The organism is Microbulbifer maximicatervae (SeqCode), assembly GCF_052467955.1.
Map to the genome: position 1 here is coordinate 3,053,724 of NZ_CP174329.1, position 22,374 is coordinate 3,076,097.

At 48.6% G+C, this 22,374-nt stretch carries 21 protein-coding genes; 9 read left to right on the forward strand and 12 right to left on the reverse strand.

Going from position 1 to position 22,374, the window contains the following annotated elements:
- Positions 1–17 precede the first annotated feature (17 nt).
- From ACJJI5_RS13105 to ACJJI5_RS13125, 5 genes are all read right to left on the reverse strand, one after another.
- The gene (locus ACJJI5_RS13105; RefSeq protein ID WP_444893833.1) at positions 18–1,025 is read right to left on the reverse strand and encodes a LacI family DNA-binding transcriptional regulator; all 1,008 of its coding nucleotides are present in this window, start codon (positions 1,023–1,025) and stop codon (positions 18–20) included.
- Between the two features lie 56 nt (positions 1,026–1,081).
- Positions 1,082–2,404 carry an MFS transporter gene (locus tag ACJJI5_RS13110; protein ID WP_445354293.1) on the reverse strand — a complete coding sequence of 441 codons (1,323 nt, stop codon included), beginning with the start codon at positions 2,402–2,404 and terminating at the stop codon, positions 1,082–1,084.
- 56 nt (positions 2,405–2,460) lie between these two features.
- Positions 2,461–3,522: a sugar phosphate isomerase/epimerase family protein gene (locus ACJJI5_RS13115; protein ID WP_445354294.1), complete on the reverse strand. Its 1,062-nt coding sequence runs from the start codon at positions 3,520–3,522 to the stop codon at positions 2,461–2,463.
- A 198-nt stretch (positions 3,523–3,720) separates the two neighbouring features.
- A complete protein-coding gene (locus tag ACJJI5_RS13120; RefSeq protein ID WP_445354295.1) occupies positions 3,721–4,890 on the reverse strand; it encodes a Gfo/Idh/MocA family protein in 1,170 nt (389 codons plus the stop codon).
- Between the two features lie 253 nt (positions 4,891–5,143).
- Positions 5,144–6,403, reverse strand: coding sequence for an FAD-binding oxidoreductase/lyase (locus ACJJI5_RS13125; protein WP_445354296.1), 1,260 nt, complete (start codon positions 6,401–6,403; stop codon positions 5,144–5,146).
- A 217-nt stretch (positions 6,404–6,620) separates the two neighbouring features.
- Here ACJJI5_RS13125 and ACJJI5_RS13130 point away from each other — a divergent pair, with 217 nt between their 5' ends.
- Positions 6,621–7,157 carry a lipocalin family protein gene (locus tag ACJJI5_RS13130; protein ID WP_413665728.1) on the forward strand — a complete coding sequence of 179 codons (537 nt, stop codon included), beginning with the start codon at positions 6,621–6,623 and terminating at the stop codon, positions 7,155–7,157.
- Between the two features lie 166 nt (positions 7,158–7,323).
- Here ACJJI5_RS13130 and ACJJI5_RS13135 read toward each other — a convergent pair whose 3' ends face one another.
- The 4 genes from ACJJI5_RS13135 to ACJJI5_RS13150 all read right to left on the reverse strand — a co-directional run bounded on the left by ACJJI5_RS13135 (position 7,324) and on the right by ACJJI5_RS13150 (position 10,267).
- Positions 7,324–7,881: a thioredoxin family protein gene (locus ACJJI5_RS13135; protein WP_445354297.1), complete on the reverse strand. Its 558-nt coding sequence runs from the start codon at positions 7,879–7,881 to the stop codon at positions 7,324–7,326.
- A gap of 26 nt (positions 7,882–7,907) precedes the next feature.
- The gene (locus ACJJI5_RS13140) at positions 7,908–8,642 is read right to left on the reverse strand and encodes an SDR family oxidoreductase (protein WP_445354298.1); all 735 of its coding nucleotides are present in this window, start codon (positions 8,640–8,642) and stop codon (positions 7,908–7,910) included.
- A gap of 140 nt (positions 8,643–8,782) precedes the next feature.
- Positions 8,783–9,349, reverse strand: coding sequence for a carboxymuconolactone decarboxylase family protein (locus ACJJI5_RS13145; RefSeq protein ID WP_445354299.1), 567 nt, complete (start codon positions 9,347–9,349; stop codon positions 8,783–8,785).
- 336 nt (positions 9,350–9,685) lie between these two features.
- Positions 9,686–10,267, reverse strand: coding sequence for a TetR/AcrR family transcriptional regulator (locus ACJJI5_RS13150; RefSeq protein WP_413665724.1), 582 nt, complete (start codon positions 10,265–10,267; stop codon positions 9,686–9,688).
- Between the two features lie 545 nt (positions 10,268–10,812).
- On the opposite strand from ACJJI5_RS13150, the gene ACJJI5_RS13155 reads away from it, so the two are divergent.
- From ACJJI5_RS13155 to arsJ, 6 genes are all read left to right on the forward strand, one after another.
- A complete protein-coding gene (locus ACJJI5_RS13155; protein ID WP_282932735.1) occupies positions 10,813–12,912 on the forward strand; it encodes a carboxy terminal-processing peptidase in 2,100 nt (699 codons plus the stop codon).
- A gap of 91 nt (positions 12,913–13,003) precedes the next feature.
- On the forward strand, positions 13,004–13,819 hold the full coding sequence (gene xthA / locus ACJJI5_RS13160; RefSeq protein ID WP_445354300.1) for an exodeoxyribonuclease III: 816 nt from the start codon (positions 13,004–13,006) through the stop codon (positions 13,817–13,819).
- Between the two features lie 98 nt (positions 13,820–13,917).
- Positions 13,918–14,346, forward strand: a complete 429-nt coding sequence (locus ACJJI5_RS13165; RefSeq protein ID WP_445354301.1) for an arsenate reductase/protein-tyrosine-phosphatase family protein — start codon at positions 13,918–13,920, stop codon at positions 14,344–14,346.
- The gene (locus ACJJI5_RS13170) at positions 14,343–14,687 is read left to right on the forward strand and encodes a metalloregulator ArsR/SmtB family transcription factor (protein WP_282932732.1); all 345 of its coding nucleotides are present in this window, start codon (positions 14,343–14,345) and stop codon (positions 14,685–14,687) included. The genes ACJJI5_RS13165 and ACJJI5_RS13170 overlap by 4 nt, the downstream gene beginning before the upstream one ends.
- 84 nt (positions 14,688–14,771) lie before the next feature.
- Positions 14,772–15,776 (forward strand): ArsJ-associated glyceraldehyde-3-phosphate dehydrogenase, encoded by a 1,005-nt coding sequence (locus ACJJI5_RS13175; RefSeq protein ID WP_445354302.1) that lies wholly within the window; start codon positions 14,772–14,774, stop codon positions 15,774–15,776.
- A gap of 120 nt (positions 15,777–15,896) precedes the next feature.
- The gene (arsJ, locus tag ACJJI5_RS13180) at positions 15,897–17,144 is read left to right on the forward strand and encodes an organoarsenical effux MFS transporter ArsJ (protein WP_445354303.1); all 1,248 of its coding nucleotides are present in this window, start codon (positions 15,897–15,899) and stop codon (positions 17,142–17,144) included.
- Positions 17,145–17,412: 268 nt separating this feature from the next.
- On the opposite strand, the gene ACJJI5_RS13185 is transcribed toward arsJ, so the two are convergent.
- The 3 genes from ACJJI5_RS13185 to ACJJI5_RS13195 all read right to left on the reverse strand — a co-directional run bounded on the left by ACJJI5_RS13185 (position 17,413) and on the right by ACJJI5_RS13195 (position 19,977).
- Positions 17,413–18,006, reverse strand: coding sequence for a cytochrome b (locus ACJJI5_RS13185; protein ID WP_445354304.1), 594 nt, complete (start codon positions 18,004–18,006; stop codon positions 17,413–17,415).
- Between the two features lie 52 nt (positions 18,007–18,058).
- Positions 18,059–18,715 (reverse strand): DUF6962 family protein, encoded by a 657-nt coding sequence (locus ACJJI5_RS13190; RefSeq protein ID WP_445354305.1) that lies wholly within the window; start codon positions 18,713–18,715, stop codon positions 18,059–18,061.
- 239 nt (positions 18,716–18,954) lie between these two features.
- The gene (locus ACJJI5_RS13195) at positions 18,955–19,977 is read right to left on the reverse strand and encodes an NADP-dependent oxidoreductase (RefSeq protein ID WP_445354306.1); all 1,023 of its coding nucleotides are present in this window, start codon (positions 19,975–19,977) and stop codon (positions 18,955–18,957) included.
- 151 nt (positions 19,978–20,128) lie between these two features.
- On the opposite strand from ACJJI5_RS13195, the gene ACJJI5_RS13200 reads away from it, so the two are divergent.
- Positions 20,129–21,037, forward strand: a complete 909-nt coding sequence (locus tag ACJJI5_RS13200; protein WP_444908380.1) for a LysR family transcriptional regulator — start codon at positions 20,129–20,131, stop codon at positions 21,035–21,037.
- Positions 21,038–21,398: 361 nt separating this feature from the next.
- Entirely contained in the window at positions 21,399–22,031 is a 633-nt protein-coding gene (locus tag ACJJI5_RS13205; protein ID WP_444908381.1) for a hypothetical protein, read from the forward strand.
- The last annotated feature ends 343 nt before the right edge of the window (positions 22,032–22,374 follow it).

The window sequence follows — 22,374 nt, forward strand, 5'->3', positions numbered from 1 at the left end:
TTTACATCCGTACTTTATTAATCCTGATAGCGGGCAGTACTTCCCCTTGCCACTAAATCAAAGGGCAAAATAGTTCGACTCGCTTTTAACTGTTTTCCGTCAATAATGCGGCGTAAGGTTTCCATCGCATATCTGCCCAGCTTCTCTGCAGGCTGGTCAATTGTTGTCAGGGGCGGGTCCGTAAATTGCGAAAACTCAATATTATCGAAGCCCGCCACCGACACATCCGCAGGCACCTGCAAACCCATTTCCTTCGCTTGATGAACAGCGCCAATAGCCATTTCATCATTCATACAAAAAATGGCGGTAGGCGCAGAGGCTAAAGAGAGCAGTTTTTTTGCACCCTCCGCACCAGACGGCATAGTGAATTCTCCGTTTACAACCAGGTCAGAATTCAATTCAAGACCGTGCCGTTGCATCTCCTCCTCAAAACCGGCCAGGCGATCACGTACAATCGGACTGTTAAGCGGGCCGGTCACTATGCCGATCCGGCGGTGACCCAGCTCAATCAAATGGCGAGCCATGGCTTGCGCCGCGCCGGAGTTATCCAGTTCAACAACCGGATAGCGGTCGTCTTCAGCAATGCGCTCACACGCATTTACCATTGGAATCGACGCTGCTAAAGCTGCATCTTTCTCTGCAAATGGATAGCGGCTATCCAGTTGAATAAGCCCATCTGCCTGATTCGTCAGCGCCATTCCCGCATAGAACTGCTCATGAGCTGGTTCGCCCTTGGTATCTCCCAGCAATACGGAGTAACCCTGGTCTTGAGCTGCCTTTTCTATCCCTCGGATAACTTTGGAAAAAAATGGATTGGCGATATTTGGGACCAGAACCATCACCGCAAATGACTTACCGGAACTAAAGTTTCTCGCCAGCATATTGGGCCGATAGCCGGCCTCTTCCACCGCTTTCAGCACCCGCTCCCTGGTCCGCGGAGAAACCATTTGCGGGTCTTTCAGGGCTCTGGACACGGTCGCGACGGAAACACCGGAGCGACGTGCAACTTCGCGAATGTTTGACATACTTTTCCGTTACTTTGTTGTTAGTAGTCGACTATTTTCGCACAAATGGAAAACGCCTACTGGTTGCCTACTGCAGTAACACCTTGCACTTTGCTCGCTGCCTGCCTGCGGTCCCAAAACCAGATAAGCGCAAAAATCGGCAGCAAGATAAGGGGAACCACGGCCAGTGACTGGAATGATTCGATAGAGGCGGTTGCCAACACAGCATCCAGTTCATCGCCCGTTAACTTTTCAAAGGCTTCCAAACCACCGGCAGCCTCAATCTTGGCGTTGTCGAAAATTTCTCCAAGTTTCGGCAGTACGAATTGAATAGACATTCCCCCAGCAAACCCCAGCAGCCCCAAAAACAGTGCGCCGCCGCGTACAAAACGCTCGGATACCGTAGCGAGCATGGTAGGCCACATATAGCAGACACCGATGCCCCAAACTGTTGCCGCTAAGAATGCAGTTACCGGAGTTCTCGCCATTCCTAAGCAATAGAGGCCAACAGCTGCAAGTAAACTACTGAGCCACAAGAGTCCAATGGGAGAGAGTTTTTTGGCCAGCCGTCCGGCAAAGTGGCGCATTACAAACATCAACATGCTGACATAAACCAGAATGAGAATGCCCTTCATACCGACTACTCGAGAGAGCGTCAGGTCAACCCACTGCCCTGGAGCCAGCTCTGTTGCAGCGGTTAGCCACATACAGATCCATAGCACGATAAACATCGGCTGCCTGAAAACTTCTTTAAACATCTCGCCATAACTGATGCCAGAGGAAACCCGTTCAGTTACCGGGAATTCTGTTCTGGACACAAGCCACGCCATGACCACAGCCGGTAGGGCCAAAACAATCAGGTTCAACTGCCAGGGAAGTTCAAGCGCAGAAATGGCTAACCCAAGTAATCCGCCCACCACAATCCCGGCAGGCCACCAGGCATGTAGTACATTTAGCCGCTGAGTTTTATTTTCAGGATCAACCGCTGCAACCATTGGGTTGCTGGCGGCCTCCACTGCCCCCCAGCCCAAACCGGTAAGTAACAGCCCCGCAAGAACCAAGTTCTCAACGCCCTCCCCGGGGGTTACCAAGGATGCTGCAATAATAAGCAGGCTGCCCAACACGTAGCCTATTGATGAGAGCATTAACATCCGTTTGATACCGACCAAGTCTACCAATGCGCTGCCAAATAGCAGGGTTAGGGCAAACCCTGTAAAGGTAAATCCAAGCGCTTCTCCAAGCATTGCGGTGGAGTTGGCAAGATCAATATGATCATAAATATCCGACTGTAAGTTGCCGGCGATCGAAGCCCTCACAGCAAACCCAAGGCCAATCATAAAGATTGACAGATTTCCCACCAGGAAGACGTTCCTGTGCAAAGCCTTTGTCTGTGTACTCATCTATCCAGTCTCCGCATGATTTATTGTTATTCGTTGTTCACTGGGATTGGCAAAAACTAGTCCAGCCCTAAAATCCTACGATTTCGAGCGCGATCTGTTTCAGCACCGGCAAAATCATCAAAAGCTTTGTCAGCCACGGTTATCAGGTGCTCTCGAATAAATGGCGCACCCTCGCTGGCCCCCTGCTGTTGATCCTTAATGCAACACTCCCATTCCAATACCGCCCAGCGATCGTAACCGTACTGGGTCAGTCGGCTAAAAATCCCACGAAAATCTACCTGACCATCCCCCAGGGAGCGAAAGCGACCAGGGCGGTCAATCCAGGGGGCGTAACCGCCGTATACTCCAGCCCTTCCACTCGGATGAAACTCCGCATCTTTCACATGGAAAGCCTTGATTCGCTCGTGATAGATATCGATAAAGGCCAGGTAATCCATTTGCTGTAAAAGCAAATGGCTCGGGTCATACAAGATGTTGGCTCTAGGATGATCTTCCACCTCGTAAAGAAACCGCTCGAAGGTCAAGCCATCATGCAGGTCTTCACCAGGGTGCAGCTCATAGCAGACATCGACCCCCGCGCTGTCAAACGCATCCAATATCGGACGCCACAAACGGGCCAGTTCGCGAAAACCTTCTTCAACCAACATCGCTGGGCGCTGGGGCCATGGATAAAAAGTGTGCCAGAGTAAAGCGCCGGAGAAAGTTGCATGGGATTTGAGCTTCAGGTTGGCACTGGCCCGAGCTGCAAGAACTAACTGATTGCTCGCCCACTCTGCACGGGCTTGCAAGTTTCCGCGTACTGCCTCTGGAGAAAAAATATCCAGCATTTCCTTATAGGCTGGGTGAGCTGCGACCAACTGCCCTTGCAAATGCGTAGACAATTCAGACATCTGTACCCCAGCCTCCTCACAGATTCCCAGTACATCATCACAGTAAGCTTGGCTTTTACTGGCCAGCTCAAGGTCGAAAATCCGCTTGTCCCAAGTGGGAACCTGGATGCCTTTGTACCCCAGGTCTGATGCCCAACGAGCCATAGATTCAAGCGAAGCTGGCTGTTCGCTCGATGGGAGAAACTGGGCGAGAAAAATTCCGGGCCCCTGAATTCTGGGTGCCTTCATTTATTGTTATCCTTTTTACTGCTGTACTTATTAATTCTGCAACCAACCCTTTCCAAGCGATTGGTTTGCACCTTTTGAGAAAACTCTTCAAAAGGTAACTGGCCGCAGGCCGACACCGGCACCTCCCTGTGCCGTACTAGCTGCCGGACGCCCACCCTGCCAGAGATACCTAAATTCTGTGAGGTTGGACCTAGCCACTCACTTCCAATAAGGTGCCAGGGAAACCCATGAGGATTTTGCGCGACTGCTCTCCAGCACACCGCGCACAAATGCCATTGCGCGAACACCTGCATCAATGTTGCCAACGGCAGGACTGTTCTTCGAAACTACCCCCTCGCGGCGACCTCGGACTTGACCAGCAAAATCGCGATAGATATTGGCGAAGGCCTCTATATAGCCCTCCGGGTGTCCTTGAGGTGTCCGGCAGAAAGACCTGACGTCTCCATCCAGATACTCACAATCCGCACCGGCTTTCCAAATCGCCACAGGCTGCCCCCTGCGCTTTACTTGCAATTGGTTTGGGACTTCCTGCTCCCAAAACAGCGAACCGTCTTCACAGTAAACGCTGATATTCAGGTTGTTCCCCTCTCCTCCACAGACTTGACTGGCTGTAAGTGTTCCTCGGGCGCCCTGATCTAATTTAAATAGCGCTGCACCGTCATCATCCAACGCTCTTTCATCAACTACCGCTTGCACGTCTGCGCAGACTTCAGAGATATGCTGGCCAGTAAAAAACTCCACCAGATGATGAGCATGGGTGCCTATATCCGCAAAGCAGCCACTTTCTCCCGAACGTGCAGGATCTGTTCGCCAACTCGCCTGCTTACTTCCCGTGGAATCACCGGCTAGTGCCAGCCACCCCTGCGGATAGGCAACGGTAACTCGTCGAATAGACCCCAACTCTCTCCTGCCCAGGATTGCTCTCGCTTGCATAACCAGAGGGTAAGCAGCATAAGTGTGGGTCAAACCATAAAGATGCCCGCTTTGCTCCACTTCCTTTTTAAGCTCAAGTGTTTCTTCCAAAGTGGAGGCGGCTGGCTTGTCGGAGAGGACATGGAATCCCGCCCGCAACGCAGCAATAGAAACGGGTAAATGGAGATGGTTGGGAGTTACTACAGATACAAATTCAACTCGATCATCAGCGCTGCGACGGGATTCCTCTTGGAACATCTGTTGATAGCTTTGGTAAATCCGGTCCGGGTTTAGCCCCAGCTTTTCACCAGTTTTACGACTGCGTTCGGAATCGCCACTAAAGCAGCCGGCGACTAGCTCTATCTCACCGTCGAGAGCTGCTGCCATCCGATGGATTGCACCAATAAAAGCACCCTCTCCACCACCAACCATGCCCATTCTTATTTTTTTAACCAAACCCCATCCCCTCGGGCCACTCAAAGAACCAGCTGAATAAACAGCCTATTTATTTTTATTTCCGTGTTTTGTAAGCGGACACGCTGTTTCCAGATCGCGGTTTTCGAAGCACTCCACCGTTTGAAACAGAATGTAACCGGTTACATTTCAATTTAAGATACAGAAAAAAAATGTCTTTGCAAGCGAAATACGTTGTTAATATCGCCTTATTGGACTCATAGACTGATGGCTCTACGCTGAAATACTAAGCAAATCACCTGATTGGCAGGCCCATTTTCTGGACAAACTCAGCCCAAGAGTGCCACTTCAGTTCGTCGCTTTGCCATTTATTACAAATAGCTTGATGACCAACTGACTGCGACAGCAAGCTACCTATCGCTTCAGGTTGAGGATGCCGAGGCTTAGCTTTTGAGCGAACCCATTTCCCGGCCTCCTTTGCAGCTTCCACGGCGAGACCCCAGTGATTCGGCCAAACCGCCAAGAAATTGGCTATATCAAAGCTGTGGATGTGGTATGGACGCGGATAGTTTAACTGCACAAGAGCATCCCCATCCGGCCCTGGAGCGTCAGTTTTCCAACCTGCGTAAACACCCCAATGGCAGCCGGCTGCCCAATCCTCAAACCCGGTCATACAATTTGCCAATCTATCCAGGGTATCCCGGATTAACGCCCTCTCTATGGGGGGGGCCACCCTCATGTCAACCACACCAGAGCGAAATCTGGGGTGCTCTGGATTGAGGGTGAGTATCCAAAGTCCCTCTCCACTTTCCAGCGGGTGATATGCCACTACCATGTTCATCAGGAAGGCTGAGATTGGAGGGGTATTAGCCCCCTTAGCCAGCAACATATGTAGGGGCCGAACAACTTGGCTATCCCGCACACCTTGAGCTGGCACTCCAAGACTTTCGAGTATTGCTGCATTGCCCGCCCCGCATGCTGAGAGAACCAACTGGGGGTTTATTTGGTGAGAACTACCACCGATATCGGCAGAGACCTCAGTCACGCCACCACTATCTTTGTCGAATTTTCGGATACTCCCTTTCACCAACTTCTCGCTAACAGGAGCACTAAAACGACGATAGGCTTCAGCGCCGTCAAACATAAGGTCATCAGCAAATCGAAAGCACTGATGCGATGGCAAGCTAGTTGTTACCAGTGGAGCTGGTATCGGCACCTCTTCCACTGGAATACCCGCCGCAATCCAGTTGGGCTCGACAGTATCTAAAAATTCTCGGGGAAGCGCAGCATAGAAATCTGTTATGTGGCTATCAACACCATCGCTCTCCAGTTGTGTGCGCCAAAACTGTGCGGCCTTTAAGTAAGCCTTTGCCGCACTTGGGTGTGCCGCATTCCAACCTGAGGAGAAATAGCCATGAAAGTGTAACGACTCGGCATCGTCTAACCCCTGGTCTATTGCCAGCACAGAAAAATCTGTTGATAGCTCTCGCAACAATGAAATCGCTTGAATTCCGCCCCCTAATACCAGGACGTCTACGTCTACCGTTTTAGCCATGGTCAGCCTCAAACAAATCCTATCTATCACCACTTAGCAAAGGCTGGCCTTCTGTCAACTTCTAGGACCTCAGCTCATTCACCTAGGTGACACTTTTTTGAAATTCAGATTAAACACAGAACTTGGTTAATCCGTTCCAGTTATATCCCCGTAAAGAGATTGTCGCTTAGCTATGAAGCTGGCGGCCTAAAAAACTGCGAACACAAGGAGCGAGGAAATGAAGAGTTTATTGAGAGGTATAGGGATTGTACTGTTTGCACTCAGTACCCAGGCCGTTCTGGCAGATGATGAACTGGAAACGGTTCCCTATGTCGATGTGAATCAGTATCTCGGCAAGTGGTATGAGATTGCCCGGCTACCGCAAATTTTCCAGCCGGCTTGTACTGCGGTAACAGCGGACTACGGCCTCAATGATGATGGATCTATCAGCGTTTTCAATTTTTGTCGAATCTTACACCCAAAATATGGGTTCCCGATCAGTGTTCAGGGTACTGGAGTCCCCATTGATGAGACGAACAGTAAACTCGCTATCACCTTCTTTGAGGGTAAAGCTGCCGGCGACTACTGGATACTAGAGCTAGATCCTGGCTATCAGTGGTCACTCGTTGGTGATCCGGACCGCTCCAGCCTCTACCTGTTAAGCCGCACTCCCCAGCTGGATGAAGCTATTACAGATTATCTACTAGACCTGGCAGTTACAAAGCATGGTTACAACATTGACCACATCATCATGACCCGCCAGCTTACTGAGTAAACAAGAAAGCGGGTGTCACACTTCTGGCACCCGCCACTTAACAAGCTACATTAACTTTTTATTAATTCTTTATAATCAATAGGTTAACTCATTATATTAATGTATTTTCTTATGTTTTTGTGTGCTTTATGTTCGCCAGAGCATTCCCGTCAGCTAACAACCCATATCAGTTATAGTTACCACTCCATTTAATAGAGCACCCCATACTTGGCAGCTGCTTTTCCGGCCCTGCCCCAGTCTCTGCGATCAACTTCATTGTATTGACCAGCTCCCTGGTTCGGCCTGCCGGGTTTCCCATTCCCGCATCATCGATTCTGCCTCGATATTGGAGCTCTCCATCCTTATTCAGCCCGAAGAAGTCCGGTGTACATACCGCTTGGTAAGCTTTCCCTACGGATTGATCTTCATCAACCAAATAGGGGAAAGTAAACCCATGGTCTCGGGCAAACTTCGCCATATAAGGAGGACTGTCAATCTGGTAATCGCGATAATCGTTTGACATAACGGCCAGAACATTAATGCCCAGCCCTTGTAGTTCTCGCACATCCTCAGCTAAACGATTTGCAATCGCCTGAACATAGGGGCAGTGATTGCAGATAAATGCAATCAACAGCCCCTTGCTTCCCAGATGGTCCGACATTCGAAAGCTCTTGCCCTCAGGGTCTTTCAAGGTAAAGTCTGGGGCTTTCCATCCGAAATCACATACTGGTGTATCTAGTAACATTGCCCGATCCTCTCTTGGGTTCTAAGTTAGCTTTCGATCTCAAGTACGCTCTTGGCAAAGGGAGCGTAAATTTTTGCGACCTCTCGAGCCATCTCATCTGGATAAACAAAAAAATCACCCGTTGTTAGTGCCTTCATAATGCCATCGAATACGATGCTCGCTGGAGGGGCTCCCTCTCCCATGCCTGCGGAGTCAGCCATATCCGTCTTGATTGGACCAGCAATAACACTGATAACTTGAGTCCCCTGCTCGACCCAGGCCTCCCTCAAACCCTGAGTTACTGCATAGGCAGCCGCCTTTGAGCCGGAGTAACCAGTAAATGGGAGAAAATTTTTGATGGATGCCAGTGAGTTCATTTGGACAAAGACACCCCCACCATTAGATTTCAAAACAGGGCCAAACGCTTTGGCCAGGTTTATCAGTGGGTAAACATTGCCCTCCATTTGATACTTGAAGCTCTCCACAGCATCATCGTCCAAGGGTGTCGATAGCTTCACTACGCCCGCATTAGAGACAACCAGATTGACATCACCGGCAACCTTTACAGCGTTTTGAATGGTTTCTTCACGTGAAAGATCAAATTCAATGGGGACGACCCTTTCACCATACTTTTGAACGAGCTGCCTCACCGAGGCTAGGTCGCGAACAGCGGTATACACTTTAACCGCGCCCGCATCCAACAGCCCCTCTGTAATGGCCTTGCCGATACCTCGATTTGCCCCTGTGATTAATGCAGTGATATTGCTAGCTTGAAGAGTCATTTCGTATACCTCAGTTACTTAAGCCGAATAAATTCAAATTTCGATTCGCAACACAGTTGCGGGCTCCGCTACGAATTGTTGATGGCCACCCCATGTCTCCTCAGTGAGGGCTGGATGGCCAATCAAGCCCAGGCCAGAAATCAGGCCACTGCCTCTCCTTCGGGAGTCCACTCATTAACTGCAAAGGCACTATCTAGGGCAGTCTCGGCAATGTGATTTGTATAATTCGACATAACCTTTAAAGCGGTACCTAGAACCACTTCCAGTACGCTCTGCTGCGTGTAGCCAGCAGCAAGGAAAGCGCTAACTTGTTCCTCCGACGGCCAGCCACGGCTTTCATTCACTACCGCAGCAAATGTACGTAATGCCTCAAGCTTTTCATCTGCAATCGGTGTGTTACTACGCAATGCTTCAATAATTTCCGCTTCAACACCGGCCATTTGGGAAATGGATGTGTGAGCAGCCATACAGTAACGACACCCGTTCAGGCGGTTGTTTGTCATTAAGATGATTTGGCGCTCTGTCTCGGAAAGAATGGTTTTATCGAAAATTCCCGCCAAGGTCGTATAACCCTCAAGTAATGCGGGGGCCTCTGACATAGTTGCGAATAGATTGGGCACAAAGCCCATCGATTTCTTAGCGCCTGCAAGAAGAGGCTGAGCAGCAACAGGAGCGGATTCAATCGTGTGAGTCTTGAAAGTAGCCATCATATTTCCTAACTAGATAGTTTCACTTGTTTGTAGCGATCGGTCCAAACCTGGTTAAAAAATAAGGGGAGACACCCCTGTAAACTGTATGTACCGATTGCTACAAACAATGCTAATGAGTTTGTACCGATCGGTAAAGATTATTTATATAACTATTTGCTATGCATTAATGCCTACTGAGAATGAACAGAAAAAATATGAAGCCCTATCCAGTGCAAAAATTGACAGGAAGGATTAATGGAGGTCAGGAGAGGGAAATCACAGTGCAGCCCTGGCAACCGAGAGGACGGCGCCAAGACCCTACGAAGAGCTTTCAACGCCAGAAGAAAGATCAGGTCAACGCAGCAAGTCTAATGCCTGTACCTTAATTCTGGAGAGGCTTTCCTTATTAAAAACTCCACGTGCCAACACTCGCAAGCCGACTAAAAGAGTCAGTAAACTATTGGCGCAGACTTCCGGGTCTACTCGATCAGATATCACACCTTTCTCTATCCCCAGGCGAACCTGCCTTGCAAAAAATGACTCAGTATCCCGCAAGCCCTTTTTTACAGCATCCCCAATATCGCTATCCAGGTTAGGCATATCAAGTGCGGTATTAACCAAAAAGCAGCCCTTCTTTTCCGGATCTGCAAGGCTTTGTTCAATTAGGGAGTCGAAAAGCTGACTGATAGCGCCGATAGGATCTTCCAACGACTCAAGCCGGGCCATTACGTCGCGCCGCTGCTCTCTCTCATACTTGAGTAAACTCAGGGTAAAAAGCTGCTTCTTACTGCCAAAGGCATTATAAAAGCTCCCTTTAGTCAGCCCAGTAGCTTTGAGCAGGTCGGCCAGAGAAGTCGCTTCAAAGCCTTTTTTCCAAAAGGCTTCCGTCGCTTTATCGACTGCGCTATCGACATCGAAACTTTTCTCCCAAGGCATAAGCACCTCACCTCAAACAAATCTACTGGCCATGTTACCACTGTTTGGACCAAGTGGTAAAAACACGATTCGCAGATACAGATACTGGCACTCGCCCGATATTCGCCTATTGCTCCGAAATCAAAACACCATTTTTGCGGTCACATCGATTATTGGAGCAACACTTCCAGCCGAGGAGCGCTCATTCGAATTAATAAAGTGGCAACTGGTGCAACTTCATGACCCTAAAAGCCTTCAAAGTCACCAAAGTGGTTCTGACCTATTAGTCAAAGTGCTTATTTTTAACGCTTTTTTACAGTTGCAGTTACACAATAGTTATGATGACCATACATACTCAAGCCTTCAAAACGAGAAAAAATGCCTCAATTTCACACTCAATAGGAAAGCTATTTTGCTAAATACAGTGTTAAAGAAAAAGATCCATCTCTGATTAGAGGTATTTCATGCCCTTTGGAGCTTTCAGCCTTTATACTTGTCCTAAGCTATAGGTCGCCGAGCCATAAGGGCCGGACGCCTATGAAGTAGGACGTATAAAGAGACTCCCTATGCTTACCAATCGGATCGCCGCTTACTTTTCCGGCTTCTTGGTCATTGGCCTTCTTTCCACAAGTGTTCTGGCAGAGCCAGAGCGAATAGCCCCCGAAGAGGGTCAAGGTGGTACTGCACAAGAGATAGTCAGCAAACTTGAAATGCTGCACTACAACAAAATCAAAATCGGCGACGAAATGTCCGAGAACTTGTGGAACGAGTATATCGATGCACTCGACCCCACTAAAAGTTACTTCCTCGCCTCTGATATCGACGAATTCCGCGCGTGGGAAGCGGAGATGGATGACCAGCTTCGCGCTGGTGATGTCACCGCTGGGTTCAGTATCTACAACCGTTTCCGCCTGCGTATGGGGGATCGGCTAGATAATATCCTGTCCCAACTAGAGAAAGGCCTGCCCGCCTATGACTTTTCTCGGGAAGAGACCCTTGAGCTGGATCGGGAGGAAAGCCAGTGGCCCAACTCGATCAGCGCTGCGGATGAGCTTTGGCGTAAGCGCTTAAAGAGCAGCATCCTGAATCTGCGCCTTACCGGTAAAACCGATGAGGAAATCCAAGACCTTCTCGTACGCCGTTACAAAGGCCAAAAGAAGCGCCTCGAACAACAGAAGAGCGACGACGTATTTGAGCTCTATATGAACTCACTGACTCGTCTCTACGATCCACACAGCAACTACCTGTCACCGCGCTCATTGGAAAACTTTAATATGAGCATGTCCCTCTCCTTGGAGGGTATCGGTGCTGTGCTGCAGGCAGACGAGGAATACACCAAAGTTGCTCGCCTGGTACACGGTGGTCCAGCCGATCGCACTGGCAAGATCAAGCCCAACGATAAAATCGTGGGTGTTGGCCAGGATAAAGAAGGCGAAATGGTCGATGTAGTGGGCTGGCGCCTGGATGATGTTGTTGACTTGATTCGCGGCAAGGCCGGTACCTATGTTCGCCTGGAGACCATCCCCACTGGTGGCGACGGTACTCACAAGACTATCTTGATCAAGCGCAGCAAAGTTAAGCTTGAAGATCAGGCGGCCAAGAAGGCAGTGTTTGAATTCTCTGACGGCAGCAAGAGTTATAAAATCGGTGTAATTAACCTGCCGACCTTCTATATCGACTTCGATGCCTATCGCCGCCGCGACCCCAACTATAAGAGCACCACGCGAGACGTTGCCCGTCTTCTGAGTGAACTTAAAGAGGAGAAGGTTGACGGTATTATCCTGGATCTTCGCAACAATGGCGGTGGTTCACTGCAAGAAGCCACCATGCTCACAGACTTGTTTATTGATCAGGGCCCTGTTGTTCAGATCCGTCATGCCAATGAGCAGATTTCCCGCCATAACCGCTCGCGCTCCCGCGCCATGTACCGCGGGCCGCTGATGGTATTGATTAATCGCTTGTCGGCCTCTGCATCCGAGATTTTTGCCGGTGCAATCCAGGATTACAACCGCGGCCTGGTAGTAGGCAACCAATCATTTGGTAAGGGTACTGTGCAAACTATGGCTCCCCTGAAGGAAGGCCAGTTGAAAATTACCCAGTCCAAGTTCTACCGGGTTTCCGGAGACAGCACACAGCACGCGGGTGTGAAGCCGGACATCGATATGCCACAGTTGATTGATGCCGAAAATGTCGGTGAAAGTGCTTACGATACTGCCCTGCCCTGGGACCGTATCCACGCTGTGCCTCATGCGAAGTATTTCAACTTGAAGATGCTGATCCCGAACTTGATTACCAAGCACAACAAGCGCACGGAAACAGATCCAGATTTTGTTTTCCTGCGCGATCAGTTCAAGTTCGACGCCGAGCGGGCTGACAAGAAGTATGTCTCTCTCAACGAATCAACTAGAGAGAATGAGCGCAAGTCCGTTAATCAGCGATTGCTGGATATGGAAAACCGTCGCCGCAAAGCTAAAGGCCTTGAACCCTACGAGAACTTTGAGGCATACGAAGAAAGCGAATCTGAAGAGGTGGCCAACATTGGTGGTCCTGTAGAGATCAAGTTGGAAAAAGATCCAATTTTGAATGAAGCGGGCTATATAATGGCGGACTTTATCGGCCTGGCCGATAAGGCCAGCAAGGCCCCGCCCCAAGTTGCTAACTTCTAAATACTGATAGGCACTGGGCGCGGCGTGCGCCCGGTCCGCGAACTAACTCTTAGGTCGGGCTAGCCCGACCTTTTTTATTTTGGGGGAAGAGATGAAGGTTGTTTCCTTTAACGTCAATAGTATTCGCACTCGCCTGCACCAGATGCAGGCCCTGGTAGACAACCATCAGCCCGATATCATCGGCCTACAGGAAACCAAAGTCACCGACGAAGATTTTCCAGTAGATGCGATAAAAGACCTGGGCTATGAGCTGATTTATTTTGGCCAAAAAACACACTACGGCGTTGCCCTGCTCTCACGCCTGCCCTTTATTGATCGCGAATACGGTTTCCCAACCGATGCCAGCGACGCCCAGCGCCGTATGGTTGCCGGAAAATTTGATATCGGTGGTCCTGAGCTTCTCACGGTAATCAATGGCTATTTCCCGCAAGGTGAAAATCGCGAGCACCCGGTTAAATTCCCGGCAAAGCAAAAGTACTACGCCGACCTGGACACCTACCTGCAAACCACGTGTAAGCCCGAAGCGCCTGTATTGGTTATCGGCGATATGAATATTTCACCCAGCGACCAGGATATTGGTATTGGTGAACCCAATCGCAAGCGCTGGCTGCGCGATGGCAAATGCAGCTTCCTTCCAGAAGAACGCGAGTGGCTTCAAAAAATTGAAGGCTGGGGGCTCACCGACACCTTCCGCGCACAAAACCCAGAAACAGACGATGTATTCAGCTGGTTCGACTACCGCAGTCGTGGGTTCGATCGCGAGCCCAGACGCGGCCTGCGTATCGACTTGATTCTAGCCACCAACCCTCTTCTGGAAAAATGTGTCGGGACTGGCGTGGACTACGATATTCGGGCTATGGAACGCCCATCAGACCACGCTCCTGTATGGGCCGAGTTTAAGCTATAAGCACAGGTTACAGCCCGCTGGTTCGGTGGGCTATTTTTAAGACTGTGAATATATGGTTTTCCATATATAATTGGTAAAAAGCCAAATGGAGCCCTCCAATGAAAAGGCGTGTTCTGTTTGTTTGCGCCGGGGACTCTGCCCGCTCACTGATGGCTGAGGCACTGTTGCGGCATTTTGGAGGCAATTCATACGAAGCCGTTGGCGCCGGAACCAATGTCCACACAGTGGACCCACGCGCTCTGCAAGCGCTGGAGCGACTGGGGGTTTCAACAGAGGGACTCATTCCCAAAGTTGTAGAAGATATAGCTGACCAACCTTTTGACCTGGTCATCACACTTTGCGACAAAAGCCGGGAAGAATACGTACCCTCCCCAAAAGTTGACAAGATGATTGCCTGGAATTTTAAGGAACCGACAAAGCGGCGCTGCTTCTGCCCTTTTTACACTACGGCACGTGAGTTGAGCACTCGCATCAAACTACTGGTCTTGGCCCAAGCCGAGGCGGATTTACGAAAAAGAGCAGCATGAACCCAGTACAGTTTTACAAATGCCTGGCCGATGATACGCGGCTACGCACATTGCTCCTTATTGCTCACGAGGAAGAGCTTTGCGTATGCGAGCTAACGGCAGCCCTCGAATTGAGCCAGCCGAAAATTTCCAGGCACCTCGCCTTGCTGAGAAGTTCAGACCTGCTCCAAGACCGCCGCCAGGGGCAGTGGGTGTTTTACCGAATCAACCCGGACTTAAATGCCTGGGCAAAGTCTGTACTGTTCGATACCTTGCAGGCGAACCAGCACTTTATTACCGAAGACCTCAACAACCTGATTCAAATGGGAGACCGGCCAGAGCGCACAAGTCTGTGCTGCTGATACCACCTTCTGACCTAAGATTTAAACTATCTAGATATATATGATTTTTCATATGTGTCTGGCAAAAATGGAGCGAAATTAACAATGACTATCAAAATTGGGATCAATGGATTTGGCCGAATTGGCCGACTGGTACTGCGCGCAGCTTGGGATTGGCCTGAAGTTGAGCTTGTCCAGATTAATGACCCTGCCGGTGACACAGCCACACTCGCCCACCTGCTCAACTTTGACTCTGTACACGGGCGCTGGCACAGAGAGGCGAAAGCCGTTAATGACACAATTCAGATTGATGGCAAAACAATAACCTGTAGCCGCAATACCGCTATTGCAGAGACCAATTGGAAAGACTGTGATCTGGTAGTAGAGGCCTCCGGTAAAATGAAAACTACCGAACTTCTTCAGCCCTACCTGGATCAAGGGGTAAAGAAGGTGTTGGTCTCTGCACCAGTTAAAGAGGCTGGAGTACCGAACATTGTCCTTGGAGTGAATCAACATATATACCAGCCGGACAAACACCGGATTATTACCGCCGCTTCCTGTACGACTAATTGTCTTGCTCCAGTAGTAAAAGTTATTCACGAAAACCTGGGTATCCGCCACGGCTCAATCACCACAATCCACGATATCACCAATACCCAGACCATCCTCGACGCACCCCATGGAGACCTGCGCAGAGCCCGCGCTTGCGGTGCCAGCCTGATTCCCACAACAACAGGATCAGCTACGGCTATTGCCACCATCTTTCCAGAGTTGTCCGGCCGCCTAAACGGCCACGCAGTTCGCGTTCCCCTCGCCAACGCATCCATTACCGATTGTGTTTTCGAAGTGGAAACCGGCACTACCCCGGAGGCAGTAAACCAGTTATTTAAGGACGCTGCAGAGGGTGAACTAAAAGATATCCTCGGCTATGAGGAAAGGCCCCTCGTCTCCGTGGATTACAAAACCGACCCCAGATCGAGCATTATTGATGCTCTATCGACCATGGTCGTTAACGGCACCCAGGTAAAAGTTTACGCCTGGTATGACAATGAATGGGGTTACGCCAACCGCACAGCGGAATTGGCTCGAATGATTGGCACCATGGGCTAAGCAGCCAAAGTACAACGGGGCCAGAAGGAAAGAACACTCTGCACCTGAGGGGGACTCCTCTCCATGAGCTCGTATTTTTTCCTCCCGCTTTTAGTAAGTAGCAGTACACAGAACAAGATCATGCAGTTTCTTCACAATTTATCGTCGCCAGTGCGCCAATACCTGCTGGTAACAGGCAATTACTGGGCGTTTACTTTGACTGACGGCGCTCTGCGCATGCTGGTGCTGCTGCACTTTCACGGACTCGGCTACAGCCCTTTGCAAATAGCCTTGCTTTTCCTTTTCTACGAATTCTTTGGCGTAGTCACTAATCTTGTCGGCGGCTGGCTCGGTGCCCGGATTGGACTCAACCGGACCATGAATTTGGGGCTGGCCTTACAGGTAATTGCTCTTTCCATGCTGCTGGCACCCAGTCAGTATCTCTCGGTCCCCTTGGTTATGGCTGCACAAGCCCTTTCCGGTATCGCCAAAGACCTGAATAAAATGAGTGCAAAGAGCTCAATCAAGTTACTGTTGCCCGATCAGGCCAGTGGCACCTTATATCGATGGGTCGCCCTTCTTACCGGTTCGAAAAACGCGCTAAAAGGCTTGGGCTTCTTTCTCGGCGGTGCCCTACTCGCCGCACTTGGCTTTCAAGGCGCGATTGCATCAATGGCCCTAGCTCTTGGAATAGTTTGGATATTGAGTCTCAAGTTTCTTAAGCGGGACTTAGGGAAAGCCAAAGCAAAAAGCCGATTCAGAGATATCTTTTCCAAGAGTCCCGCAGTCAACATATTGTCAGCCGCGCGCTTACTCTTGTTTGCTTCCCGGGATGTTTGGTTTGTTATTGCCCTACCGATTTTCCTTGCCAGCCAGTTCGGTTGGAGCCATTGGCAGGTAGGTGCCTTCCTGGCATCCTGGGTGATAGGATACGGCATAGTGCAAACCCAGGCCCCAAAGGTCACGACGGCACGTTCAGCCCAGGCTCCGGATGGTCGAACCGCACTATTCTGGGCAATAGCGCTCACTGCAGTGCCCGCATTAATCGCAATCGCATTACACAAAGGGGTGGACCCACAGCTCGCCGTACTGGGTGGACTTTTGATGTTTGCTGTACTCTTCGCCGTAAACTCATCTTTACACAGCTACTTGATAGTTGCCTATGCTCGGGAAGATGGCGTCTCTATGGATGTGGGCTTCTACTATATGGCAAATGCCGCTGGGCGATTGCTCGGGACACTGCTCTCGGGGTGGGTATTCCAAACTCAGGGGTTGGTGGCTTGCCTGCTTATTTCCAGTGCTTTTCTTCTGTTAACCGCACTGGTTTCACTGGGTTTGCCCAGACACAAAACCGGGGCTCAGGAGGTTGGCAGCTTAAGTAGGAGCTGATCCGATAGCAGTATGAGTGCTACTTGCCAGCAAAGACTGGCAAGTAGGCTGAGGGACCATTTCGACCTGCACGATTCGATACAGTTTGGACTCAGGTATGCACCCCATTTGAAATAGAATCAAAGCAAGGACCAAATACCTCATACAACACCCACCTCAAGTCCAAGTGCACAGCTCCACAGGAGCTGCAAAAACTCGAGATTAAAATGTCTGGATTTGGCACTCAATGCCTAATTGCCACTACTTTCTGCCAAAACCATCGCAAGAATTATGACTTTTTAGTCACAGTCATTCTTAGCAAAGTCCGATCCTTTTTGATGTAGTGGTGATATAGAGCGGCCATTACATGCCCCAGGATTAAGATCCAGACCACCCACTCTCCCAGGATCTCTTTATGGATAAAATCGACCGGCTTCTCAAACTGTTCGAATGTCATCCCCATCCGATCCTGAACTATCGCCACAAAGGCTTGGGTACTCTCAAACTTAGGAATTTCAAACAGGAAAAAGTAATCCGTATCCACACCTGTTCCGATATACCCTGTTAGCGGAGCGACGATCATAATCAAGTAGAGAAGAACATGACCGGTATGAGCGGCAAAATGTTCCAGGGAGCTACCTGGTTCTAATGGCGGTGGCGGATTAGTGAGACGCCATACGATTCTTAGGATGACGATCACCCCAATGGTGACACCAATAGATAGATGTAACTGCAAGGCAGTCCAATTCGCCGGTGTTTCCTCTTGGGTAAACCACTGGCGGTAGTAGACTGAAATATAGGAACCCAAAAACAATAAGGCCGTTAACCAATGTAGCCACTTGGCTACTACTCCATAACCATCAGGTTGATTCCTTAAGCTCATCTTCAACACATTTCCTTAACCAGAGTTTTCTTTATGATTATTACTTCGCAATCTATTTCTTCAAATAGAACTTGTGCAAGCCCAAAATAAAAAATATGACACCAAGTGCCTGAATAAAATGATAAATTATATTGTGATTAAGTTCCCAAATGATATTAATTGACAAACTCCCATCTAGCTGGACAGCCATTGCAAAAATGCTAACCACAGAACCAAGAGCCATCAACCAACCGCCACACAGTGAATTTTGGCGCTTCGCAGCCAAAACAATATACCCTACGAAAGCCACTGCGGTGATCGAAAACTGATATATGGCAAAGGCAAAAATTTTATCCTTTAGGGAGATGGAAAATACAAACACCATCAGAAAAATTAATAGTACCGGCCAAATAGCTCGCTTGGAAAAATTTTCACCTATCAAATCCACACTAACAGCCAAAACAAAAACAGAAATTAGTAAACCGAGTAAAGCAAGCACTACATACCATAAACAAGCTCTAAAGTAGGATGGGAATGCAATCCCATGATATACAGCCGCCACTACTGATGCAGCAAACATAACACTGAAAAAGATAATCCACACTTTTTTCTTCCAATGCTTATCATTTACAAACGCCAGGAGATAAAAAGTTCCAATCAATGCAACCAGAGCTAATCCGAGATTAGTAATTGCAGTTAATAGGTCTATTTCGCCATCTTCTAACTTCATACTACCTCGGGTATGGTCGTTACTGTATCGCGGGCAACCTTCATCGCTGCACTATTACGGTAAATGTCAACTGAACTCAGACAAATAAATTTCCGTTAGATCATTTATCGCTAATTCTCCCCAACCTCCTTGATGATGAGATAGGCGTACGGTTTGAAAAAAGTTACAGAAGTTAAGTGGCAGGGCATCTTTATACTTCAAAGCAACACTGATACATATTTGACGACTGAACTTTTCGGTTAATGACTTCCAAGCACGCTATCCAGCGATACAACTACTTTACCTTTTGCACGCCCTGATGAGAGATATGAGAATGCCTCCTTACTCTGCTCTAAAGAATAGACCTTGTCTATCACAGGATAAAGAATTTTCTGCCGGTAAAGATTTCCTAGTTCAGCCAGCTGCTTTCCATTAGCCTCCATAATAACCATCCGATAAAGCGCGGACTTTTCCTTTGCTGCCTTCATTAGCTTTCGCGACTTAAGCGCCAATAGCTTGCGGAGCAACCAACCTAGCCCAAGCTCTTCAGCTGTCTGCGGATCTAAAGCCCCTTTAACTGAGACAACACGCCCACCGATTTTCAGGACCTGAAATGCATCCAAAGTATACTGACCACCCAAAGTATCGAACACGACATCCATATCAGATAGTAATTGCCGGTAGTCATCTTTTTTATAATCAATAACAAGGTCGGCACCGAGTGCTTTCACCCACCCCACATTCGCGCTACTTGTTGTAGTCACCACATAGGCGCCTACAGACTTCGCCAATTGGATCGCCATAGAGCCAACACCACCTGAGCCGGCATGTATCAGCACTTTCTCGCCGGACCTCAAGCCCGCAACTTTGATCAAAGACTGATAGGAGGTCAGCCCAACGAGCGGAATACCCGCCGCTTCACTGTGTGACAAGTTTTCGGGCTTTGCAGCCAAGTGGGAAACACTAACGGTGAGATATTCTGCAATAGTGCCCACATGATCCTCCCCCACCCTGGAAAACACCAGGTCCCCTACACTGTATCCAGTAACATCATTCCCCACTGCTACAACTTCACCGCTGACATCCCGGCCAATACCAACCGGAAATACTTCCCTTCGTACCGATTTAAGCTCCCCCCTCAACATCATGTTATCAACTGGATTTACGCTAGCCGCATGCACCCGAAGCAAAACTTCACCAGCCCTGGGGGTGGGAACCTCAGCTGACTGAAACTCCAGGCTGCTATCAATATCCCCATAGCGAGTCATTTTCAAAGCTTTCATTGGTCATCCTAACAATCGGTTCAACAAACATTGAAAGCGATAGTGCCCATACTGCGAGCATAAAAACAGGTGGTAATAGGTATAAGTCTTTTGTCATTTTGGCAATAATGGGGAATATTTTGAGCCGATGACAGACAGTTAGAAGTTGATTATGGACAAAATCAGAGCATTGCGTTACTTCAAGCGGGTGGTAGAACTGAATAGCTTTACTGCAGTTGCTGAGGAATTCGAGGTTCCCGCTTCATCAATCTCTCGCCGCGTAAAAGATCTGGAGCAGTCCTTAGGAGTGGAGTTACTGCAACGCAGTACCCGCCAAGTCAAGGTTACTGAGCTCGGAAAACTCTACTATTCGATGATAAGTAAAGCAATTCGCCAGCTTGAACAGGCTGATGAACTGGTTAGCCAGACTTTTGAAGCGCCCAACGGTCTGATACGCATCAGCTGTCTCCCAACTTATGGAGAGCAGCATTTAACCCCCCTTCTTGAGAAGTTTGCCCAACGTTACCCCAATATCGTATTCGACTTAACCTATAACGATGACCTCTCCCAGTTAGGGAAAGATCCCGTTGATATTGCGATTCGCGGAGGGTTTGCCCCGGATGAGCATGTTATTGCCAAACGCCTATCGGATAATGAGTTCACCCTCGTGGCCACACCGCAGTTTATCGACAAGTTGGAGTATAGCTTCCCCTTAAACAAGTCGGCGATTGAGTCAATTGCCACCTTGCAATACCGGGGGCCGCGTGGCGTCATTGAGTGGTACATACTCAATGACGAGCACTGGGAGCCCCTGAAGTTGACTCCAAAAGTTATCAGCAATAACGGTAAAGCATTAACAGCAGCCGCCCTCAATCACCGCGGTATGTTCTGCGTACCTTCCTGGAGTATTTGTAACTATCTAGATACAGGGGAGCTTGTACAGGTACCTTGCGAGGGTAAAGTCTCAGTCAGCCCCAGTGGCGATCTGGGAGTATTTCTTCTTTATGAGCGCACTAAATACCAAATTCCCAAAATAAAGCTTTGCGTAGATTTTATCTATGAAAATTTGAATGAACGATAGAAGAATACCAAAATTTTTCGCATTGCTACTTAAATTATATGGGCCAACAATACTAGCTTGAACAAATCTGCCTTTAAAAAAAAAACTCCACCCTCTTTATTGTTCGAAAAAATTTATATTCGACTACAGGCTTATATCCCGCACCCTGTGGACATATAAAAACCTCATAAAACTAAAAATTGACCTACTTCAAGCTGCCCTTAGATTTATTTGGAGGCATATTGATAGGTATGCTAGTTTGAAAAGTAGAAATCATGCCAAAAGTACCTTTAACTATGAATAACTAAATGGAGGAGTTAGCACTGATAAAACCAGGTCAAACCGCTTATATCAGAACAGCCGGCGACATAAGGATTGAGCCATGCCAAGTTATGAAGACTTCATCAGCCTATTAGAAAAAGACATTGAATCAGCCTTCAAAACCTATGAACTTGATTTTAATACGGAGGCCTTCGACAACAAAGCAGGAGCCTACGAAACTGAGTTTGATTTTGAATTTGTAAAACCCAATAAAATCATGATGGTAAAAAGCGGAGATTCTGGCAAGAAAGCAACATACCTCACCTGGGCTCGACAAAAAGCTGTGCCTGTAACTCTAGATAGTAAAAGCCCCCCTTACTTCTTCACCTCTCATCTCAGTAATTGTCGAATGACCTTCAAGTACCATGACGACCAAAGCAAAAGTGTAACGGTTATCCATGTTGCAGGTGATGTTTCCCAGGGGGGGACCATCAAGGGGAGCGAACAAAGAGATGAGTTGGAGAAGATGGTGAAAACTCCCGATGCAACCAAGGAGAGGAGACTCTCAATAGGTGGCCCCAAAGGGGGTAGAAAAGGAGCAAGCTTCAAGAAAAAGCAAGCAAAACTTGGTACCTCATACTACGATACTTGTGCACGGGTATTCGGGGTGAGAGATGGAAACGACCAGTGGGCATTTTATACGCAAAATATCGGTCGTAAGGATGAGCTGCTGGGCTTTTTCGAAATCACATAATTCTTGCAACAAACAATCTAAGCTCAGCCCCAAAATCTACTCGAATAGAGCCGCACGAAAAAAATCGTCGCGGCTGCCCCAATCCCCCGCATAATGGAAACTGCATTACCAGCATTAGAATGAGTTAGCGAAACTCCCTCTTGGCAGTAGATCCCCTATCAATTTCTATACTATTGAATAAATTCCCCTAAATGCCATCAACACTGAGATGGGTGACCTAGATATCAAATAATGCCTACCCCCCCTTTAGACTTGTGAGCACCCTCATCAGTATAATGAGGGTGTCGATCAATACATTGAAAGAGAATGCAGAATAAACATAACTCTTATATCAGGTATCTAA

What these genes read in the sequence shown, in the direction of transcription:
- ACJJI5_RS13105 (WP_444893833.1), bottom strand. Translation starts at nt 1,025, where the DNA reads ATGTCAAACATTCGCGAAGTTGCACGTCGCTCCGGTGTTTCCGTCGCG.
- ACJJI5_RS13110 (WP_445354293.1), bottom strand. Translation starts at nt 2,404, where the DNA reads ATGAGTACACAGACAAAGGCTTTGCACAGGAACGTCTTCCTGGTGGGA.
- ACJJI5_RS13115 (WP_445354294.1), bottom strand. Translation starts at nt 3,522, where the DNA reads ATGAAGGCACCCAGAATTCAGGGGCCCGGAATTTTTCTCGCCCAGTTT.
- ACJJI5_RS13125 (WP_445354296.1), bottom strand. Translation starts at nt 6,403, where the DNA reads ATGGCTAAAACGGTAGACGTAGACGTCCTGGTATTAGGGGGCGGAATT.
- ACJJI5_RS13130 (WP_413665728.1), top strand. Translation starts at nt 6,621, where the DNA reads ATGAAGAGTTTATTGAGAGGTATAGGGATTGTACTGTTTGCACTCAGT.
- ACJJI5_RS13135 (WP_445354297.1), bottom strand. Translation starts at nt 7,881, where the DNA reads ATGTTACTAGATACACCAGTATGTGATTTCGGATGGAAAGCCCCAGAC.
- ACJJI5_RS13140 (WP_445354298.1), bottom strand. Translation starts at nt 8,642, where the DNA reads ATGACTCTTCAAGCTAGCAATATCACTGCATTAATCACAGGGGCAAAT.
- ACJJI5_RS13145 (WP_445354299.1), bottom strand. Translation starts at nt 9,349, where the DNA reads ATGGCTACTTTCAAGACTCACACGATTGAATCCGCTCCTGTTGCTGCT.
- ACJJI5_RS13150 (WP_413665724.1), bottom strand. Translation starts at nt 10,267, where the DNA reads ATGCCTTGGGAGAAAAGTTTCGATGTCGATAGCGCAGTCGATAAAGCG.
- ACJJI5_RS13155 (WP_282932735.1), top strand. Translation starts at nt 10,813, where the DNA reads ATGCTTACCAATCGGATCGCCGCTTACTTTTCCGGCTTCTTGGTCATT.
- xthA (WP_445354300.1), top strand. Translation starts at nt 13,004, where the DNA reads ATGAAGGTTGTTTCCTTTAACGTCAATAGTATTCGCACTCGCCTGCAC.
- ACJJI5_RS13165 (WP_445354301.1), top strand. Translation starts at nt 13,918, where the DNA reads ATGAAAAGGCGTGTTCTGTTTGTTTGCGCCGGGGACTCTGCCCGCTCA.
- ACJJI5_RS13170 (WP_282932732.1), top strand. Translation starts at nt 14,343, where the DNA reads ATGAACCCAGTACAGTTTTACAAATGCCTGGCCGATGATACGCGGCTA.
- ACJJI5_RS13175 (WP_445354302.1), top strand. Translation starts at nt 14,772, where the DNA reads ATGACTATCAAAATTGGGATCAATGGATTTGGCCGAATTGGCCGACTG.
- arsJ (WP_445354303.1), top strand. Translation starts at nt 15,897, where the DNA reads ATGCAGTTTCTTCACAATTTATCGTCGCCAGTGCGCCAATACCTGCTG.
- ACJJI5_RS13185 (WP_445354304.1), bottom strand. Translation starts at nt 18,006, where the DNA reads ATGAGCTTAAGGAATCAACCTGATGGTTATGGAGTAGTAGCCAAGTGG.
- ACJJI5_RS13190 (WP_445354305.1), bottom strand. Translation starts at nt 18,715, where the DNA reads ATGAAGTTAGAAGATGGCGAAATAGACCTATTAACTGCAATTACTAAT.
- ACJJI5_RS13195 (WP_445354306.1), bottom strand. Translation starts at nt 19,977, where the DNA reads ATGAAAGCTTTGAAAATGACTCGCTATGGGGATATTGATAGCAGCCTG.
- ACJJI5_RS13200 (WP_444908380.1), top strand. Translation starts at nt 20,129, where the DNA reads ATGGACAAAATCAGAGCATTGCGTTACTTCAAGCGGGTGGTAGAACTG.
- ACJJI5_RS13205 (WP_444908381.1), top strand. Translation starts at nt 21,399, where the DNA reads ATGCCAAGTTATGAAGACTTCATCAGCCTATTAGAAAAAGACATTGAA.